Below are 18,575 nucleotides of genomic sequence, written 5' to 3'. Positions count from 1 at the left end.
CAGAAGTCACAACCAAAAAGCGTGGTCGAAAGAAAAAGACCAAGGTACTAAATCTAATTGACAGACTTGTGAATTACAAGGCATCAGTCTGCTTATTTATAAAGAATCTCTGTGTTCCGTTTGATAATAACCTTGCGGAACGTGATTTGCGCATGATTAAGGTTAAAACCAAGGTCTCAGGATGTTTTCGCAGTGAGGAAGGCGCACAGGAATATCTTACAATCATGAGCTATATTGGGACTGCTCATAAGCATGGAATAAATGCTTTTACAGCAATCAGAGAAGCCCTTTTAGGGAATTCCGATATCATCTTTAACTAATGGAGTTCTGAACAGTTACGAATTTCTTATAATAAGCATTCTCCAGCGGCACATCATATTCATCGATCAGAATAATTGCTTTCTTCCCGTAGCATTCATACAAGCACTTTGACAAAAATTTCAAAGATGTCAGGTACGATGCGTCCTCAGCTGTTCGGGACATGATATTATAAAAAAGTGTCTGATCAGACTCTAACTTTAAACTCTTCATGACATCAGCATGCCTCTGATACTCCTCCGCAATCGCCTCTTTCATTCTGCCAAATGCATCAGCATAATCCTTTTGTTTCGCCGACTTCAACGTAAGTGTAATCACCGGATACTGCTCCTGCTCCGAGGTATACTTCTCGCCTGCATCCATGATCCGCAGCCCCTCGAACAGGTGCTTTCGGCTCGTCCCATCCAAAGGCTTCTCAAAAAAATACCGGAGCATACTTAAGTTCAATGTCTTTCCGAAGCGGCGCGGACGCGTAAACAGGTTCACTTCCCCCTTCTTATCAAGTAACTCCTTGATTAGCAGTGATTTATCCACATAATAATACTCTTTCGTAATAATCTTTTCAAAATCATCAATCCCTATTGGTAATGGTGTATACGTCATCACAGAACCTCCCTTGCGTAAAAAACTGTTATATATGTTTTCATCTTAACATCTATAACAGTTTTTATCAATGTGTCAATCTTGTAAATAAGCATTTCGGTTCTTGACTCTGGAACGTCTGCTTTACCGCCTGTTCAGATTCGCGATCTCTTCCTCTGTCATATTCATCATCGCAGACATCAGGCACACTCCCGCTGCACCGCACGCAAATGTTTCTGCCATATTCTGCTCTGTGATTCCTCCGATTGCATGTACCGGAATCTTTACGCTTCCGCATACCTCACGCAAAAACTTAGTCCCTCTGGGTGCAAGCCCCGGCTTGCAGCTTGTCTCATACACATGACCGGCTGTCACGTATGCTGCACCGAGGCGCTCCGCCTCCACCGCTTTTTCCGCAGAGTGCACGGAGATTCCCAGTACCCGGAAGGACTGCCTCACCTCCGGATCAGTAGCCCGCGCATCCGGGAGAGAAAGGTGGATCCGGTCACAGCCCAGATGTTTTGCTGCCTGTACGAAGTGATGCAGCATGCACTCTGTATCGTATTTACTACAGATATCCAGCACCTTTCCGGCAAGCTCCTCATACTCTGACTCTGTCATATCCTTTTCCCGCAGGATGATCCAGTCCACACCGCCCCGACACAGCACTTCTATCTGCTCCAGGAAATCCCCCCGGCACAGCTTCCGGTTCGTCACGGCTGTTACCATCCGGTTTGTCTCCCTACACATAGATATAATCGCTCATGACCGGCTGCAGTCCTTGTGCCTGAATTGCCGCATAGACTTCCTTCACACTTCGACCGTCCGAGATCTCGAACTGCTCGTCTCCCCTGGCGTCCTCATCCTCCAGATGTTCGCCGATTCCGACCGATACTCCCGCTGAGATCTTCGTCGCCGCGATTTGGATCAGATGATTCCGCACCCGCTCGCACTCTCTGGTGGAGATTGTAATGCTCGCAAAGGGCATGAAAATGCGGTATGCGGACACCACCTGCAAGAGTTGCTTTTCGTGTACATCCATCGGATTGATTTTGTCGTTGTTCAAAATCGGGCGCAGTCTCGGACAGGAAAATGCGATCTCTGCATGGGGATATTTCCGCTGGAGAAGGTAAGCATGATAGCCTGTCGCCACCGCATCCTTTCGGAAATCATCCAGTCCCAGGAGTGCCGCGAATCCCACGCCGCGCATGCCCCCTTTGATGGCCCGCTCCTGTGCGTTGAACCGGTAAGGAAAGATACGCTTATGCCCGGACAGATGCAGTGTCTCATATTTATCGGAATTATACGTCTCCTGAAATACCGTCACGTAATCCGCGCCGCACTGATGAAGATATGCATATTCATCCGAGTTCATAGGGTATACCTCCAGACCGATCACTTTAAAATACTTTCGTGCAATCTTGCACGCTTCTCCGATATACTCCACATCTGACATCTTCCGGCTCTCCCCGGTCAGAAGCAGTATCTCCTGCAGTCCCGATTCTGCGATCACCTGCATCTCCTTCTCGATCTGCTCCGGGTTCAGCTTCGCGCGGTGAATCTTGTTGTGGCAGTTAAATCCACAGTAAATACAGTAGTTCTCACAATAATTGGCAATGTAGAGCGGCGTGAACATGAAGGTGGAATTTCCGAAATGTTTCCTTGTCTCAAGCTGTGCTCTCTGCGCCATCTCCTCCAGAAACGGGAGTGCCGCCGGGGATAGCAGTGCCTCAAAATTCTCCGGGCTGCACACCTCTGATTCCAGTGCCCTGCGCACATCCGCCGCTGTGTAGCTGGATTCGTCGTAGGCATTCATCCGGTCGATCACCTTTTCCTGAATATCGGAGTCCAGCACCTCCATTCCCGGAAGATACGTCATGTGGTCAATTCTGTTTTTCTTCTGTAATTCTTTGATTTCTTCTGTCAAAATGCTTTCGTTTACTTTATTTCCCATCTTACTGCTCTCCCTGTTCTTTCAAAAATCCGGTCAATGGTGAGGATGCCGAGCCGCCCTTGTTGATCACACGTCCAAGGCCTGACAGATATGCCGCCCTTCCGGCTTCTATTGCCTTCTTGAACGCCTCCGCCATCACCGGAATATTTCCCGCTGTGGCAATCGCCGTATTGGCCATCACGGCTGCTGCTCCCATCTCCATCGCCTGGCAGGCCTGAGACGGGGAACCGATTCCTGCGTCCACGATGACCGGCACATCTACTTCATCGATCAGAATCTGGATAAAGTCTTTGGTGCAGATTCCCTTATTAGAACCGATCGGCGCGCCCAGCGGCATGACGCACGCCGCACCTGCCTGCACCAGGTCTCTCGCCACATTCAGGTCCGGGTACATGTAAGGCATGACCACAAATCCCTCTTTCGCCAGGATCTCTGTGGCTTTGATGGTCTCGTAGTTATCCGGAAGAAGGTATTTGGTATCACGGATCACTTCTATTTTCACAAAATCACCGTATCCCACTTCTCTGGATAATCTGGCGATCCGCACCGCCTCTTCCGCTGTTCTCGCACCGGAAGTGTTGGGAAGCAGCGTCACATTTTTCGGAATGTAGTCCAGAATGTTGGCACTTCCGCCCTCGTTCGCCCTTCTGAGCGCCAAAGTGATGATCTGTGCCCCGGCATGCTCCACCGCCGCCTCGATCAGTTCCAGGGAATACTTTCCCGAACCCAGGATGAATCTGGAATCAAATTCATGGCCTCCTAAGATTAACTTGTCATTTGTCTGTGCTGCTTTTGCTGTTGTCTCCATTGTTTTCCCCTTTTCTATTGTCTGCTATTTTCTCTCTTCATTGTTATTTTGCACTTTCATATGATTCTTGTTTCAGGCCTCCGCTTCTCCCACCAATATGCGCAGAATCATATTCGCCTCATGGGCTGCACACACACCGACCCGCGGTGCCATCAGGCTGCCCCCGCTCTCCAGTCCGTTGGTCTCATCGCCGCACAGATAGAACCGGGAATTAACCTTTCTCGTCCGAATCAGATTGCTGCTGTTAAACCCGGCCATTCCGGACGCTGCCACCAGCATTTTCTCCCGGGACAGTTCCTCGAAAAACACATCCGTCAGCATGGCCTTCTCCACCGCCTGATCAAAAGCCTCGCATATGATATCCTCCTCCGTAAACAGTGCTTTCGCATTCTCCGCTGTGATCTTCACGGTGTCTGTCTCAATCTTCAGATACGGATTGATCTCTCCGATAATTTCACGCAGCGCCTCCGTCTTATATCTGCCTATGTCTTTCATTCTGTACTGTTGGCGGTTCAGATTGCTCAGGTCGACTCTGTCAAAATCAATCAGATGGAGCTGTCCCACTCCTGCTCTCGCCAGTGCGACTGCCACGGTGGAACCGAGCCCTCCAAGTCCCGCGACTGCTACGCGCCCTGCCGCCAGTTTCTCCTGCACTGCTCTTGTGTGGCGCACACAGAGCGTCTCATATACCTCGTCCCTTGTCGGAATCATCTGCATCACCCTCCTCCCACAAATGTCACGACTTCCAGCGTGTCATATTCGCTTAAAAAACAACTCTCATACTTTGATTTTGGAATAATTTCTCCGTTCAATTCCACCGCAATTTTTTTCAGCTCATATCCCTTCGCTTCTACAAGCATTGCCAGAGACATGTTTTCTGAAATATTTTCCTGTTTTCCGTTTATTTCGATCGTCATTCACTTCTCCTTCCTGAATACGCAGTGAGAGCCTGTGCTCCGCCCTGTTTCTTCCAGTGCACTGGCGTGTCCACTAAAAAAGAGGTTCACAAAGAACTACACCCGCGGTGGTGTACCCCTTCATGAACCTCTGATTCACTCTACGTTTCTCTTATGCAGTTTAAGCCTTCTCTAATAAAAAGGCGGTAAAAATAAAAACGATGAGCCTGATAGGGACTCATCGCATAAATGTCAATTATCTCCCTACGTTAGCATTACCTAAATCAGGTTCACGGTCTAAGCAGTATCAGCTTACTCTCAGCCCACTTCTGTGAGCTCCCTGTTTTTATTTCTATATGTCATTATAGCAGATTTTCTTTGGATTACAACTATAAAACAGATAAATGTGGTTTTTATTTTGTTCATGCTTGTACACTTTTTACAATTTTTCATCCAAGTAAATGATAATTTGCACCAATTGACCAACTGCTTTTTGTTTGCTATACTGTAACAGAAACATTGCTCTTTGAAAAAATCATATCTATATCACTGTTTAAAACATAGCTGGACTCACACGATATTTCAGGTACACTCCTGAAAATTGGACGCTTCGTGAACGTCCGCACCGCCAGCAGTATACCAGTCTTATAGTTATATGAAACAAAGATGTTTATGAACTTACATTTAGGAGGTTAATCATGAAAGAAACCCTATTAGTAAAAAACGTAAAATATCTTGTTACATGTGACGACAATGACCGATTGCTGGAAAATGTCAACATCTTCGTGCAAGATGGAGTCATCACCTACATTGGTGAGGATACTATGGAAGCAGATGATACGATTGATGCATCCCGGATGATTGTATATCCGGGTTTGATAAACACCCATCATCATCTATACCAGACATTCAGTCGGAATTTACCACAGGTACAAAATATGGAATTATTTCCATGGCTGAAAACTTTATATGAAATTTGGAAAAATCTTGATGATGAGGTAATCTATTATAGTTCACTTACCGGAATGGGCGAGTTGTTAAAATCAGGTTGTACAACTTGTCTGGACCATCATTATGTGTTTCCACAAAAAACAGGTTCTAATTTAATTGATACACAATTTCAAGCTGCTGATGCGCTTGGGATTCGTTTGCATGCAACAAGGGGCAGCATGGATTTAAGTGTCAAGGACGGCGGTCTTCCACCAGATTCCGTGGTACAGACTGTAGATGAGATTCTTGCAGATTCAGAGCGTGTGGTAAAAGCACACCATGACCCCAGCCGTTATTCCATGCATCAGGTGGCTCTGGCACCTTGTTCGCCATTCAGTGTCACAGGCGATCTTTTGAGAGAGTCTGCTCTGTTGGCGCGAACACTTGGGGTTCGCCTTCACACACATCTTGCAGAGACCCGCGATGAAGAAATTTACACACTGACACACTATCATCAGCGTCCGTTAGAATACATGGAGAGTCTCGGCTGGCTTGGCTCTGATGTCTGGTATGCCCATGGTATCCATTTCAACGAGGACGAGCTGGCACTTCTGGCAAAAACAGGAACCGGGGTTGCCCACTGTCCGATTTCCAACATGAAGCTTTCTTCCGGTATTGCGAAGATTCCGGAAATGCTGCGGCTTGATGTCCCTGTGGGACTGGCTGTTGACGGCTCTGCAAGCAATGATGGCTCCAACCTTCTGGAGGAAATCCGTGTTGCCTATCTGCTTCATCGTCTAAATTCAAGTTCAGACGCCCCTACCGGATACGACATTCTAAAACTTGCAACCCGGGGAAGTGCTCGAATACTCGGCCGCGATGACATTGGATGTCTCGCTGTTGGGATGGGTGCTGACTTTTTCATGATTGACATGAATCGGATCTCTTTGATTGGCACACAATTCGATCCCAAATCATTACTCGGAACCGTCGGGTTTAAGGGTAATGTCGATTACTCCGTCATAAACGGTAAGGTGGTCGTAAAAGACGGTCGTCTGTGCACGCTCGATGAGGATTCTATCATCTCCAAGGCAAATCAGGTAGTTTCGCACTATCTGGAAAAATAGTATTCTTTCCTTGCTAAATTTAAAACCTAATCCTCATACACCACTTCACCATCACAAATCGTATACTTCACCCTGCCGGACAACTTCATTCCGGTAAAAGGTGAATTGCATGCCTTCGACTTAAAGTCGGTGACCGTCCACTCCTCATGCTCATCAAAAATCACGATGTCTGCCGGTTTTCCCACTTTCAGTGCACCCGCATTCATGTGGTAAAGTTCTGCCGGCTTTGCTGTCATCTTCTCCAACAGGTGCATCATGCTCAGATGCCCCGCATGTACCAGATTGGTGATTCCCAGTGCCAGAGAAGTCTCCAGCCCGATCATTCCGCTTGGTGCTTTCTCCAGACCGCGCGCCTTCTCCTCCTCAGAATGAGGCGCATGATCCGTGGCAATAATCTGAATGGTGTCATCCTTTAAGCCCTCGATGATATCCAGTCTGTCCGCCTCTGTCCGTATGGGCGGGTTCACCTTCGCCAGAGCGCCCTTTTCCAGCACGATTTCTTCGGTCAGTGAAAAATGCTGTGGCGTGGACTCTGCCCAGACATCCGCCCCCAGTTTTTGTGCTGTCCGCACCAGTTCTACGGACGGGCCGGAACTGATATGCTGGATGTTGACGCGCGCGCCGGTATCCAGCGCCAGCATGCAGTCTCTCGCAATCATCACCTGCTCCGATACCGCAGGTGCCCCGCCAAAGTGCAGTTTTTCCGACACGGCTCCCTGATTGATTCCGCTGGATGCGATAAAGGCCGGATCCTCCTCATGGAGACTGATCGGAATGTCCAGTTCCTTCGCACGCCGCATGGCCTCCCGCACCACCAATGGATCCCGCAAAGGAATCCCGTCATCTGTGAGGCCTGCCGCCCCGGCCTCCGTCAGTGCCTCAAAATTCGTAAGTTCCTGTCCCTTGAATCCCTTGGAAACAGCTGCCGCCGACAACACGTGGATCGGTGTCGCCCGCCCCTTGTCGAGCACATAAGTCAGTGTATCCAGGTTGTCGATGACCGGCTTTGTATTCGCCATGCAGACTACAGTGGTGAATCCGCCCGCCGCTGCCGCTGCCGCACCAGTCGCGATGTCTTCCTTGTACGTAAATCCCGGATCCCGGAAATGTACATGAACATCCACCAGCCCCGGCGCCACGATCAGCCCCTTTGCATCGATCACCCGCTCGTAAGCATCCCCCGGTTTCCGGTCTCCGATGGAGACAATTCTGCCCTCTTCTATCTCTATATCGGTTGTCTTTTCCAGCCCCGATTTCGGGTCGATTACGTATCCGTTTTTGATAAGTATCATATGAACTCCTTTCGTTTTTGCAAATCATGCTTTACACTTTGCCGTGCAAATCTGATATCCATAAGTATACTATGAATCTTTCCTCACAACAACTCGAAATATTTAGTATAAGTGACATTCGAAATATTTCGTATAAGAGGCTAATCTGCTTTTGCCATTTTCCTCCAGTTAATGTAGCCATACACCGAATTGAACAGATACGCGGACCACATTACGACCAGTGTAATCGCCCCGGAATCGCCTTTCATCAGCGCCATGCCCCACAGGATTACAGATGCCACATTTACAATGACCCACATCACCCACTGCTCGGAGTATCTCGCCAGCATGAGGAGCGTAGCTATCACACTCAGCGTTGTGGATGTCGCATCGATCATGGCGAAGCTGCCGCCCAGCATTTTTAATACCATGCTGTAGCCTGCCACTGCCGCAATCGAGCCGATGATCAGGATGATCCAGCCCTTCGGGGTCAGATTTCTCGCCTTTACCTCTTCATTTCCAGATGCCATATTTTTTCTCCAGCTGATGAAGCCGATAATGATCATAGGCACCATCAGGATATTGTACATTACTTCGCCGTAAATGTGGGACTGAAAACAGAGGAACGCATAGGTTACCGCCTGAAACAGACCAAATGCATAATTCTCGATTTTCCCTTTTGCACACAGTACCACACTGATCGTTCCCGCCAGACCGCTGAGCAGCGCAAGGATACTATCGCCCCAGATAAGAGACAGCACAATCATTAAAATACTTGATATGGTCAGCCATGCCTTTTCAAACATCGTCCAATCACCAAAAAACTTCTTTACTCTCTCCATCTACTTTTCCTCCTGTGCTTTCCATTTTTCAAATACTTCTTTTGTTATTGAGGGACCTTGAACGCTCACTACCAGCGCCGATATCTGGTTGGCGGTGCGCACTGCACTCTCTGCTTGCGCCCCTGACTGCTCCATTGCGATCACCGCTCCAATATGGGAATCCCCCGCTCCGATAGTGTCAGCCACAACAGCCGTTCCTGACTCGATGATTCTTGTTTCATCCTTCTCCCGCAGAAGTGCTCCTTCCCCTCCAAGGGTGATGATTACTGTATTCTTTGTGCTTTCCTGCAGTTTTTCTGCCGCCTGCGCTGCATCCACTGCTCCGGTGTAGTCCAGCGCCTCCTTCTCATTGAGGTGCAGGACCGGATGAAGCTGAAAGATGCGCGCATGTTTTTCTTTTTCTATATAGCTAATTCTCGGGCCAGGTGCATAGTAGACCTTCAGTTCCGGATGCATTTCCAAAAACCGGATAATCTTCTCTCCGCCGGCTCCCTCGATCTCGTATCCGCAAATATATACCGAATCATACTCTTTTGTATCTATGAGTTCGAACCATTCTGCTTCAAATGTACACTCGATTCCCGGAAGGGTAAGGAATGTCCGCTCTCCGTCCGCCTCCACCATGCACAGGCAGTACCCGTTGTCACTTTTCTCACTCCGGATCGGGCTGACGTGGCCTGCCATCTCCAGTTTTCGTTCCACCATCTCAGCGTACATACCGCTCCCGATCGGTGCAAACAGTGTATACGGCACTTGAAAATGCTTCAGGATATCCGCCACATTATAGGCGCAGCCGCCTACCGTCATCTCCTGTGATTTTGCGTAAACATCCTCCCCGGTCTTAGGAAGTCTGTCAATCTGCATCACGATATCCAGCATTGCAGCTCCGATTACAAGACATTTTTTCATTGCAGTTTCCCCCGTTTCTCTTCTATTTTTTCCGCGTACTCTGTAAAATCCACTTCATTTGCCGTCTGAATCAGTCGTAGATCCGCTTCCGCAATTCCGTCGATTCCTTTGATCCCGCCGCAGATCGCGGTTGCCATGGCTCCGATGGTGTCCGTGTCTCCCCCCAGATTTGCACACATGAGGGCACACTTTTTCACATCAAAGCTGTAGTAGGCAATGGCAATTGCGCAGGGAACCGAATCCACCGTATTCACACCGGCCCCCATCATGTCATAGAGTTCCTGTAAAAATGCGGTCTCATCCTCCGCGTGTCTGTGCGCCAGCTCCACACCATAGCGGATGCGGGTTCCCAGCGATGCCGATACGGTGCTGGCTCCCAGCGATAACGCATACTCCTCAATTTCCAGAACATCCTGAATCATCGCATCCCGGTCTTCCTTCTCCATTACCGATGCAACTGCCATCGCGATCATGGCTGCACCTGCGATCGTGATATCACTGCTGTGGGTCACGGAAGAGACCTGCTTTACATAATCACACAACGCCTTTTTCTGCTCCGCACAAAAGAGTGTTCCGATCGGCGCGATACGCATGGCCGCACCGTTGGAAAGCGCCTGATCTGAGTAGACGCTGGCGTCTTCCCCTTTTTCAAACAGATCCAGTGTAATCTTCGACGTTGGACCCAGAATATTATTCTCAAACGCATTCTCCCGCTTTGCCCACTCCAGAATATGCCTTGCAATGTTTGCCCCATCCGGACGGAAGTCCGTCTCTATGAGACTGTCAAGAATCGTGATTGCCTGCGCTGTATCGTCCGTAAAATTTCCCCGATGATACTGATAAGAAATCTCATTTTCCGGATCCCCCTCCAGAAAATCCGTAATCGTTCCATATTTCTCAAGCACACGCCTGCGGCTCCACAGCTCCGGAGGCATTCCCATTGCATCTCCGATAGCCATCCCATACAATACACCTAAAATCTTTTTTCTCATGTTCTTCTCCTTTTTTTCTTTCCTTGTTCTGCTTGTTATAATAAGTCTTTTATCTTATTATGTCAATTGTGTAACTTAGATCAAAAACCACATTACAATTTGTGCAATATTGACAAAGCATTTACTTTTTTGGTTTTACATATTATACTGAGTGTAACAATATTACAGGAGGTATTTCTATGGGAACACAGCCCAAATATGAACTCATCAAAAATGATCTCATCCAGGCAATCACCGACGGCGTATATCAGCCCGGATGCGAACTGCCCAGCGAAATTGAATTAATTGATACCTACCAGGTGAGCCGGATCACTGTCCGGCGCGCCATGGATGAATTGTATCGTGCCGGATTTATTGAAAAGCATCAGGGAAAACGTGGATATGTAAAAGAAGCTGCCAAGCCGCAGGAATTGACCCGGGTCTCCAGCTATACCGAAGAAATTCTAAGACAGGGGATGACCCCCACCAGAAAAGTGATTGCATCCGGCCTGCGCCTGTGCACAAAAGCAGAACAAGCCACCTTGTCTCTCGACAAGGCAGCTCCTGTTTTTTTCTTGAACCGTATTATATATGCAGACAATAAACCGCTTTGTTACACATCCACCAGTCTGCCCTACCAGCTGTTCCGCGATATCGAAACGTATGATTTTGCTGAGAACTCACTCTATGATGTCATCGAGAATCAGTACGCAGTCAAAATCTCCTCTTCAAATGTCAAGCTGAAAGCCGTTCCCGCCGAACACGAGGTTGCCGAGTATCTTGATGTTGAGAAAGATGTACCGCTTCTGCACTCCTCCGCAGTCACATTCGGCATCAAGGATCATACCGAGTTTCCGATTGAATCCTTCTGCACGTATTATCGGACAGATCTGTTCGAGTACACACTGACGCAGAAGCGATAAATTAAAGCCTGTGTCCAGGTGTTATCCGTAAGACCGGCGGTCTGAAGCGGCAGGTCAGATACACAAAGTCTGCATCACTGAATCAGCGGCATAATATACGTCGACCAGACAAACGACAGCGGCATCACGATCACCATCGCCGGGATCATATCCGCCACCGGAAAATCCTTCACCTTGATCATACGAAAGCCGGTCGCCAGCAGAAGGAAACCGCCGCAGGCCTTGAAATCGTTGATCATGGCCGGTGTCGTCATCGGATAGATGATCACCGCCACATAAAATAATATCAAAAAAATAACTGCCTGCGGGATGGCGATCAATGACACCACCGCTCCCAGATTGCAGGCAAAGATTGCCGCCGTGAAGATATCCAGAATAGACTTTGATATCAACACGGTGTGGTCACCGCTCATCCCGGATACGATGGATCCGTAGATTCCTGTTCCACTGGCACAGAACAGTACGATGATGGTCACAAACGTATCGATAAACTCTTCCTCCGGCATGTCCGGATTTGAGTTCTTCACGATTTTTGATATCCCTTTCTGCATCAATACGGCACCCGCATTGATTCCTCGGCCGAGATGAATGACCAGACCGATTCCGGTTCCGACCACCATCGCAAAGATAACTGCAGGCATATTCTCCATCAGCCCGATGGTGCTGATTCCCATTCCCATGGAACAAACGCCGAATACCATGGTAATGCTGGTCTTAAATTCATGACTTAACTTATGTCCCGCCACTGTTCCCAGTACTCCCCCGGTCAGAACTGAGAACACGTTAATAATTACTCCAATTGGCATATTCATCGCTTACACTTTCTCCCCCTTAGAACGAATCTCTTCTTTGTATCTGTGATAAAAATCATTGGCTGCCCATTTTCTATTTTCCTATAATACCCTACTTCAAAATCTCCAGCAGTTCTTCCCGCGTAAAGCTGCCGCTGTCCAGCCCCTCGCCGCTCAGTATCTGATCGGCGAGTTCTTTCTTCCGGTCCTGCATCTTGACAATGTTCTCTTCGATACTCCCCTTTACGATCAGCTTGTACACATTCACCACATGCTCCTGGCCGATCCGGTGTGCGCGGTCTGTCGCCTGATTCTGTACGGCAATATTCCACCACGGATCATAGTGGATGACCACATCTGCTGCCGTAAGATTCAGCCCTGTTCCACCGGCTTTCAGGGAAATACAGAACACGGAGGTGTCGTCCTGATTAAATGCATTTACCATCTGTCTTCTCTTTTCCTTGCTGGTGGAACCGGTCAGCATATAATAGCTGATCTCTGTTTTTTTCAGTTCTTCCGTCAATTGGTCAAGCATCGATGTAAATTGGGAAAACAAGAGCACTTTGTGTCCGTTGTCCACTGCATTCTGTATAAATGTAACACACATCTCTTTTTTTGCGGAACCGCCCTTGTATCCATCCAGAATCAGCGACGGATCACAGCACAGCTGCCGAAGCCTCGTGAGTTCCGACAGAACTACGATCTTCGAAGTCTTAAATTCCTCATCGGTCTGTTTGTCCAGAAGAAGCTTCAGCCGCTGTACATGTGCATCGTATATCTTCTGCTGTTCTGTGTCCATTTTCGCGTAGACATTCTCTTCCAGCTTATCCGGAAGATCTTTGAGCACATCCTTCTTTAATCTTCGCAGCACGAATGGTTGGATCATCTTCCTGAGACGTTCAGTTGCTGTCTCATCCCGGTTCTGCACAATTGGAGTCTCCAGCTCTTCGCGGAATTTTTTGTATTTGTACAGAAAGCCTGGCATCAGATAATCAAATATACTCCACAGCTCACTCAGTCTGTTTTCGACCGGCGTTCCTGTCAGTGCCAGCTTAAAGGATGCGTTGACTGCCTTCACCGCCTTTGCCGCCTGCGTGTTATGGTTTTTAATGTACTGGGCCTCGTCGATGAATTGTGCCGCAAATGTAAGCTTCTCATATAATTTGATATCTCTTTTTAAAAGATCGTAGGAGGTGATCACGATATCGCTTTCTGTCAATCCTTCCAATGTCTGTTTTCTCTGGGCTGCGCTGCCCACCGCCATACATACCGAAAGCTCCGGTGCGAATTTCTGAAATTCTTCGTACCAGTTAAACACCAGCGAAGCCGGTGTCACGATGATCGTGCTTCCGCACCTTGGATTTTCCTGATACTCTGACACCAGAAATGTGATGACCTGGAGAGTCTTTCCGAGTCCCATATCATCTGCCAGCACACCGCCAAACCCATTCTGCTTTAATGTTTTCAGCCATAAAAATCCCTTTTTCTGGTATGCTCTCAATGTTTTATCCAGAGAATCCGGGATTTCAAAATCATTATCCTCCACGGTCTTCATGTTGCGGATCAGCTCCCGAAAGCTTTTATTCCGGACAGACGCGATTGCCGGGCTTTCCTTGAGCTGTGCATCCACATAGAGTGAGCGGTACTTGTCCACCTGAATGTTCTCCTGAGCAAACTGTTTATCTGATATCTGAAGCCCCTCCTTGAGCTCGAGCACATCCTCCAGTCCGGAGTTCTCCGCATTGATAAAAGAGCCGTCCTTTAGCCGATAGAACTTTTTCTTTCGATCATATTTTGACAGAATGTCAATCAACTCTTCCCGCGGCATTTCCCCGGAATCCAGCGTCAGGTTCATAAGCCCGCTTTCGATGGAAACGCCCACCGTGATCTTCGGCGCGGATTTTACTTCCATCCGTTTGATCGTGTCGGATACAAATACCTCCGCAATCTGCTGCATCCGTGGGATTCCATAGACAAGCAGTTCGTAGATGGCTTCTTCATCATCGATTGCCACAATGCAGTTCTCTTTGCTGTCAAAGGCATTGCCGTACTCATGTACCAGTGTCCGCACAGCGTACTCTTCTTCCATATTTCGGTTTGAAATATCCGTCGTCTCATAAAGTGAATACTTTGTTTCGCCATACTTTACGACCGGCCTGCATGTAATCATATTGGTCTGCGGTGCATCCAGATAGATCATAAATTCCGGAATCTGCACCCCGTACTGTTCCTTGTCAAAATTTACGACCTCACACTCGTAATGCTCCTCAAGCGCAGGCAGCAATTCTCTGCAAAAAGCCGGAATATCCGCATTTCCGATGAACGCATTTCCGCTCTGGAGCTGTGTCATCGCACCCACAAATTCCCGGAGGACTTCATTTTCTGTTATCTGTTCGATATATACATATCCGTCATGGAAAAACACCGTGGATCGATTTAATTTGTACCCCGGATATAACGAGACCTCCAGATTTACTCCGTCCTTGTTCCCCGTCAGCTTTAGCTTTTTGGACAGTGGCTTTTCCGAAATCTGCCATGTTGTGTATGGCATCCCCATCACCTGTGCCTGAAAAGACTGCCCGCGCATCAGATTCAGATAGTTCTCCAACGCGTCTCCACTCAGATACATCTCCCTGCTCTTTGGAGCCGAACGTCCATAACTGTAATAGCCATAATAGCTGTCGTTCCGGTATTGTTCCGCATTCTCTCTGGTCCACTGCTCCAGAAATTTCACAAGCTTTCGAGAGGCTTCGTCAAACGCTTCCATAGAATGAAGGAACTCCAGTTTCTTTCCATATCTGTACCTGTCCCGCCTGTCAATGTGATTTATAAGTTCAAACACATCCTTTACAACGTACATCTGCGTGATACCAATTTTAAAGGAGACATAAACACTGTCAGCCTCACAGAACATCGTCGGTTCCAGATGTACCTGCCCGTATGTATCCTGCTCCAAAAGCGGCAGCATACGCTCCTCCTGCCTTTTTCTGAGAAGCTGGCCAAGCACCGGTGTTGTCTCTGGCTTTATTCCCTTTTGAATCTTAAACCTGCTGCCCTGAAATATCCCCTCTCCATTCTCTGAGCATAATTCCTGCTGCCAAGTGTCGGAAGAATCCTCCATGTATTTCAAAAGAACGGCCACGCAGTGCTTGCAGATTCCACTGTAAGAGGCAAATGCCGGACACTCGCAATCTATATCTTCAATCTCATCGTCCAACAGGTTTACACTCATGGTCACTTCGTAGAGGCTGCCACCACTTCCCGCCACCACTGCCGCGATCTCATCATATTCTGCGTAGTCGTCCTCCGCAGCCGAAAAATGAAGGATCTTATCCTGTCTGTAAATCTGTTCTCCGCGGGAATATGAGCGGGGCCCTGCAAGTCTGGCTATCTGTTCTTTCTTAATCATCGGTTTTCTCCATGTTTTTTCTTTTATTTTACTTAACTGTTAATTCTCTAATTTCCGCTATATCTAAAGACTGGATGCATCTGGCGACCTTTTCAATCGAATCGCCTTCTCTCAACATGGCGAGCGCATTTTTTCTGGCTACTTCTTTGGTCACTTCTTCGGTCACTTCTTTAGTCACTTCTTTAGTCACTTCTTTGGTCACTGTTTCTGTCACAATTTTTCTGGTTGTCTTCACAGCCTCTTCCACAGCCTCCAGCTTTTCTTTTTCAAACAATTTTGCTACTTTCGTCATCATAATCCACTCCTTCATTTGATTTGCGACTTCATTATCAATTACTTTGTCCGAAAATACAAGAATACCACTCAGCAAAAAAATCTGTGTCTTCTCATCCTCGATTTCCTTTGCCGCAGAAAACAATTCCTTGATCATTTCTTTTTTCTTCTCTTTTCCCACATATGTAAGTGGCAAAATGACAAACGCCATCAATTCCTTATCCGTTAATTTCTCGTTATTTTGAATTTTTTCATCAAGTCTCACTCTTATTTCTTCCGAGTCCAATTCTGATAAAAATGCCTGCTCAATACATAGACTCACCGCCCCGGCATCCATCACTGCTTCTGTCTCCTGCGGTCTGACATCCGCAGTGTAGAGAACAATCATCCTCACCTTAATTTTACCACTTTTCTGATAACGCCGCAGTATACGCACAATATATTCCAAATATTTAAGTTTGTTTTTGGCTTTGTACGCACTCTCATAATCAATAATTGCAAAGCTCCCATCTTCCAGTCTGAAAATGTTGTCAATCCGAAGTTCATTTGCCCTGACTGCCGGAAGGTTTGTCGGTAATACTTCTACAATTCGGGGCAAGTGCACTCCATAGACTTCCAATGACTGTTTTGGAAACATCTCCGCAAATGTTTTGGAGAGAATATCCTTATTCTGATACGCTACTTCTTTCTTTTTTCTCATATGCATTTCCTTTCTTTTACATTCCTGATATGCAAAAGAAAGAAATACCCGTCTTTTTCTAAAGTATATCAGAGTATGCTGTTTTTTTAAACTGGTTGTTGAAAATATTGGTCGAAAAGACCGATGATATCGTCCTATATATTTCTGACGATAAAATGCTTTTACTTAAGCGAGAACTGCTGTAAGTAAAAGCATCATAACATACAAATCTATATTTGGCAATCAGGCAATTGGGGACGTAGTAAAGTTGCAACTTTACTACGTCCCCAATTGTCTTTCAACCTGTCCCTTATATACAAATCTATATTCTACTATTCATTTCATCCGAACGCCGGAAATATTTTGTGAACAGAAATCCACCAAATATCAGTCCATTCATAATCAGTGCCGGCAGGAGTTCTGACCATCCTGCCTGCTGATTCTGCAGCACATCCGCACTATAGTTCGCCGTGATGACCGGGATCAGATTATTATTCAGATAGTGTAGGATAACAGGCACCCAGATATTTTTCGTTTTCATGTATGCGTATGCCATGAAAATTCCAAGGGTGATACAGGTAATCTGCTGTCCTGCCGCACTTGCAAGTCCGGATCCCAGGCTATAATAAAAGAAATTAATCGGAAGATGCCATAACCCCCAGACGACTCCCACAACAATCACACCCAGGCGAAGTCCAAATCGTTTCTGCAGAAGCGGCTGCAGAAAATAGCGCCAACCATACTCCTCACCAAAAAATGCAAGAAATACAAGAAAGAAGTTGACCGGCAATGCCGCCAATGTGATCCATGTCATCGGATTCCCTGTAATCTCTTTTATAGCTGATAACTGTCCCTCGAGCGCATACGCAATTACCGTGCGCAAAAGATACAGGAAAACAAACAGAACAACGCAGAACACTGAACTCTTCCATTTTCTGAACCGGAGGCCATAAGCTTCTCTTTTTTCCTTTTTTTCTGTCAGGAGTAGAATCCATCCCAGAACACTTCCGGCCATAATCATCAGCTGTGCTGCCAGGATCCACATATTTTCCGACGGAGCAAACACACTTACAATGCTCATGACCGCCATCAAAGCTGTAAAAATCACCACCATCACAAAAAACCGTTTTGGAATCCGCAAATCCTCTTTTTTTGTAATCATGTACGCCAGCATCACTCCCGCCGCCGGGTACATCATCTGTGCATTCGCGAACACGCTCAGATCCACACCCTTCGTACTCCCATACCACATCAGCAGCCCCAGCAGATAGGGGGTTCCGAACGCAATCAAAACATAGATCAACAACTGTTTTTTCTCTTTTTCCGTAAACCGCATCCTCTTCACCTCATATTCCTTCATAATATTGCGTAAATTTCACTCTGTAACCTTACTTTATATTGAACTGCACCAGCTTCATATCCTCATCAAATCCGATTGTAAACTGTATCTTTCCATTTTCATACTGCCCGACCATCACGACGCCGCCATATGCCTCACCGGTCTTTTTATTCTCACTTCCCATCGTCACAGTCTTTATCACTTTCTGAAACGCTCCGTCCTTATCCAGATAGGGATCGCCCTGCTTTGCGAACTCTTTGGCAGTGATTGCGTCTTTCAGCTCCTTATTCCCCATGTCAATGATCTTCTGATACTCCCTGTCATTGAAATATTCAACCGCCTTCATTGACTCAGCCTTCACCGTCTCCTCATCAAATGCATTCGAAAGTTCTGTTCCGGCCGAACTGCAGCCTGTAAGCAGCACCAGCAAAATTCCAAATACCATAAGTATCGCTATTGTTCCTCTCTTCATTCTGTCCTCCTTTTTCCCTGCCACACCACTCAGGATGCATTCATGTTTTCCACTCTCTCCACATAGCTTTTTCATTTTCTC

The 18,575-nt window shown here is 47.1% G+C and carries 18 protein-coding genes and 1 riboswitch; of the genes, 3 read left to right on the top strand and 15 right to left on the bottom strand.

Annotated features, from left to right (window positions below):
* A partial coding sequence (locus BUB85_RS12795) for an IS66 family transposase (protein ID WP_143160656.1) occupies positions 1 to 320 on the top strand: 320 nt, incomplete at its 5' end.
* Here the strand turns inward: BUB85_RS12795 and BUB85_RS12790 are convergent.
* The 6 genes from BUB85_RS12790 to thiS all read right to left on the bottom strand — a co-directional run bounded on the left by BUB85_RS12790 (position 313) and on the right by thiS (position 4,579).
* Complete coding sequence (locus BUB85_RS12790; protein WP_073111086.1) at positions 313 to 921, bottom strand: AAA family ATPase; 609 nt, start codon at positions 919 to 921, stop codon at positions 313 to 315. The genes BUB85_RS12795 and BUB85_RS12790 overlap by 8 nt on opposite strands.
* Positions 922 to 1,044: 123 nt before the next feature.
* The gene (locus BUB85_RS12785) at positions 1,045 to 1,629 is read right to left on the bottom strand and encodes a thiamine phosphate synthase (protein WP_242945420.1); all 585 of its coding nucleotides are present in this window, start codon (positions 1,627 to 1,629) and stop codon (positions 1,045 to 1,047) included.
* 13 nt (positions 1,630 to 1,642) lie between these two features.
* Positions 1,643 to 2,854 carry a 2-iminoacetate synthase ThiH gene (thiH, locus tag BUB85_RS12780; protein ID WP_073111081.1) on the bottom strand — a complete coding sequence of 404 codons (1,212 nt, stop codon included), beginning with the start codon at positions 2,852 to 2,854 and terminating at the stop codon, positions 1,643 to 1,645.
* Position 2,855: 1 nt separating this feature from the next.
* Positions 2,856 to 3,662 (bottom strand): thiazole synthase, encoded by an 807-nt coding sequence (locus BUB85_RS12775; protein WP_073111078.1) that lies wholly within the window; start codon positions 3,660 to 3,662, stop codon positions 2,856 to 2,858.
* A gap of 72 nt (positions 3,663 to 3,734) precedes the next feature.
* Positions 3,735 to 4,373: a sulfur carrier protein ThiS adenylyltransferase ThiF gene (thiF, locus tag BUB85_RS12770; RefSeq protein ID WP_073111098.1), complete on the bottom strand. Its 639-nt coding sequence runs from the start codon at positions 4,371 to 4,373 to the stop codon at positions 3,735 to 3,737.
* 5 nt (positions 4,374 to 4,378) lie between these two features.
* Positions 4,379 to 4,579 (bottom strand): sulfur carrier protein ThiS, encoded by a 201-nt coding sequence (gene thiS, locus BUB85_RS12765; RefSeq protein ID WP_073111077.1) that lies wholly within the window; start codon positions 4,577 to 4,579, stop codon positions 4,379 to 4,381.
* A gap of 223 nt (positions 4,580 to 4,802) precedes the next feature.
* A riboswitch (TPP riboswitch) is annotated at positions 4,803 to 4,910 on the bottom strand.
* A 346-nt stretch (positions 4,911 to 5,256) separates the two neighbouring features.
* On the opposite strand from thiS, the gene BUB85_RS12760 reads away from it, so the two are divergent.
* Positions 5,257 to 6,615, top strand: coding sequence for an 8-oxoguanine deaminase (locus BUB85_RS12760; RefSeq protein ID WP_073111076.1), 1,359 nt, complete (start codon positions 5,257 to 5,259; stop codon positions 6,613 to 6,615).
* 26 nt (positions 6,616 to 6,641) lie between these two features.
* On the opposite strand, the gene BUB85_RS12755 is transcribed toward BUB85_RS12760, so the two are convergent.
* The 4 genes from BUB85_RS12755 to BUB85_RS12740 form a co-directional block, all read right to left on the bottom strand.
* Positions 6,642 to 7,907, bottom strand: a complete 1,266-nt coding sequence (locus tag BUB85_RS12755) for a dihydroorotase (protein WP_073111073.1) — start codon at positions 7,905 to 7,907, stop codon at positions 6,642 to 6,644.
* A 140-nt stretch (positions 7,908 to 8,047) separates the two neighbouring features.
* Positions 8,048 to 8,728, bottom strand: a complete 681-nt coding sequence (pnuC, locus tag BUB85_RS12750) for a nicotinamide riboside transporter PnuC (RefSeq protein WP_073111071.1) — start codon at positions 8,726 to 8,728, stop codon at positions 8,048 to 8,050.
* A complete protein-coding gene (locus BUB85_RS12745; protein WP_073111069.1) occupies positions 8,729 to 9,637 on the bottom strand; it encodes a PfkB family carbohydrate kinase in 909 nt (302 codons plus the stop codon).
* The gene (locus tag BUB85_RS12740) at positions 9,634 to 10,629 is read right to left on the bottom strand and encodes an ADP-ribosylglycohydrolase family protein (protein WP_073111067.1); all 996 of its coding nucleotides are present in this window, start codon (positions 10,627 to 10,629) and stop codon (positions 9,634 to 9,636) included. The genes BUB85_RS12745 and BUB85_RS12740 overlap by 4 nt, the downstream gene beginning before the upstream one ends.
* A 179-nt stretch (positions 10,630 to 10,808) precedes the next feature.
* On the opposite strand from BUB85_RS12740, the gene BUB85_RS12735 reads away from it, so the two are divergent.
* Positions 10,809 to 11,531, top strand: coding sequence for a GntR family transcriptional regulator (locus tag BUB85_RS12735; RefSeq protein WP_073111065.1), 723 nt, complete (start codon positions 10,809 to 10,811; stop codon positions 11,529 to 11,531).
* A gap of 74 nt (positions 11,532 to 11,605) precedes the next feature.
* Here BUB85_RS12735 and BUB85_RS12730 read toward each other — a convergent pair whose 3' ends face one another.
* From BUB85_RS12730 to BUB85_RS12710, 5 genes are all read right to left on the bottom strand, one after another.
* Positions 11,606 to 12,343 (bottom strand): DUF554 domain-containing protein, encoded by a 738-nt coding sequence (locus BUB85_RS12730; protein WP_330392319.1) that lies wholly within the window; start codon positions 12,341 to 12,343, stop codon positions 11,606 to 11,608.
* Between the two features lie 91 nt (positions 12,344 to 12,434).
* Positions 12,435 to 15,731, bottom strand: coding sequence for a DEAD/DEAH box helicase (locus BUB85_RS12725; protein WP_073111063.1), 3,297 nt, complete (start codon positions 15,729 to 15,731; stop codon positions 12,435 to 12,437).
* 28 nt (positions 15,732 to 15,759) lie between these two features.
* Entirely contained in the window at positions 15,760 to 16,704 is a 945-nt protein-coding gene (locus tag BUB85_RS12720) for an RpnC/YadD family protein (protein ID WP_073111061.1), read from the bottom strand.
* Positions 16,705 to 17,005: 301 nt separating this feature from the next.
* Positions 17,006 to 18,019 carry a CPBP family intramembrane glutamic endopeptidase gene (locus BUB85_RS12715; protein ID WP_073111059.1) on the bottom strand — a complete coding sequence of 338 codons (1,014 nt, stop codon included), beginning with the start codon at positions 18,017 to 18,019 and terminating at the stop codon, positions 17,006 to 17,008.
* A 52-nt stretch (positions 18,020 to 18,071) separates the two neighbouring features.
* Positions 18,072 to 18,569: a DUF3887 domain-containing protein gene (locus BUB85_RS12710; RefSeq protein WP_073111057.1), complete on the bottom strand. Its 498-nt coding sequence runs from the start codon at positions 18,567 to 18,569 to the stop codon at positions 18,072 to 18,074.
* Positions 18,570 to 18,575: the final 6 nt, after the last annotated feature.

Origin of the sequence: Hespellia stercorisuis DSM 15480 (assembly GCF_900142165.1) — a bacterium.
In the GTDB taxonomy this organism is placed as follows: Bacteria; Bacillota; Clostridia; order Lachnospirales; family Lachnospiraceae; genus Hespellia; species Hespellia stercorisuis.
This window is presented reverse-complemented; position numbering and strand designations above follow the sequence as displayed.

Coding starts and splice junctions, on each gene's coding strand:
- BUB85_RS12790 (WP_073111086.1), bottom strand. CDS start 921: ATGACGTATACACCATTACCAATAGGGATTGATGATTTTGAAAAGATT.
- BUB85_RS12785 (WP_242945420.1), bottom strand. CDS start 1,629: ATGGTAACAGCCGTGACGAACCGGAAGCTGTGCCGGGGGGATTTCCTG.
- thiH (WP_073111081.1), bottom strand. CDS start 2,854: ATGGGAAATAAAGTAAACGAAAGCATTTTGACAGAAGAAATCAAAGAA.
- BUB85_RS12775 (WP_073111078.1), bottom strand. CDS start 3,662: ATGGAGACAACAGCAAAAGCAGCACAGACAAATGACAAGTTAATCTTA.
- thiF (WP_073111098.1), bottom strand. CDS start 4,373: ATGATTCCGACAAGGGACGAGGTATATGAGACGCTCTGTGTGCGCCAC.
- thiS (WP_073111077.1), bottom strand. CDS start 4,579: ATGACGATCGAAATAAACGGAAAACAGGAAAATATTTCAGAAAACATG.
- BUB85_RS12760 (WP_073111076.1), top strand. CDS start 5,257: ATGAAAGAAACCCTATTAGTAAAAAACGTAAAATATCTTGTTACATGT.
- BUB85_RS12755 (WP_073111073.1), bottom strand. CDS start 7,907: ATGATACTTATCAAAAACGGATACGTAATCGACCCGAAATCGGGGCTG.
- pnuC (WP_073111071.1), bottom strand. CDS start 8,728: ATGGAGAGAGTAAAGAAGTTTTTTGGTGATTGGACGATGTTTGAAAAG.
- BUB85_RS12745 (WP_073111069.1), bottom strand. CDS start 9,637: ATGAAAAAATGTCTTGTAATCGGAGCTGCAATGCTGGATATCGTGATG.
- BUB85_RS12740 (WP_073111067.1), bottom strand. CDS start 10,629: ATGAGAAAAAAGATTTTAGGTGTATTGTATGGGATGGCTATCGGAGAT.
- BUB85_RS12735 (WP_073111065.1), top strand. CDS start 10,809: ATGGGAACACAGCCCAAATATGAACTCATCAAAAATGATCTCATCCAG.
- BUB85_RS12730 (WP_330392319.1), bottom strand. CDS start 12,343: ATGAATATGCCAATTGGAGTAATTATTAACGTGTTCTCAGTTCTGACC.
- BUB85_RS12725 (WP_073111063.1), bottom strand. CDS start 15,731: ATGATTAAGAAAGAACAGATAGCCAGACTTGCAGGGCCCCGCTCATAT.
- BUB85_RS12720 (WP_073111061.1), bottom strand. CDS start 16,704: ATGAGAAAAAAGAAAGAAGTAGCGTATCAGAATAAGGATATTCTCTCC.
- BUB85_RS12715 (WP_073111059.1), bottom strand. CDS start 18,019: ATGCGGTTTACGGAAAAAGAGAAAAAACAGTTGTTGATCTATGTTTTG.
- BUB85_RS12710 (WP_073111057.1), bottom strand. CDS start 18,569: ATGAAAAAGCTATGTGGAGAGAGTGGAAAACATGAATGCATCCTGAGT.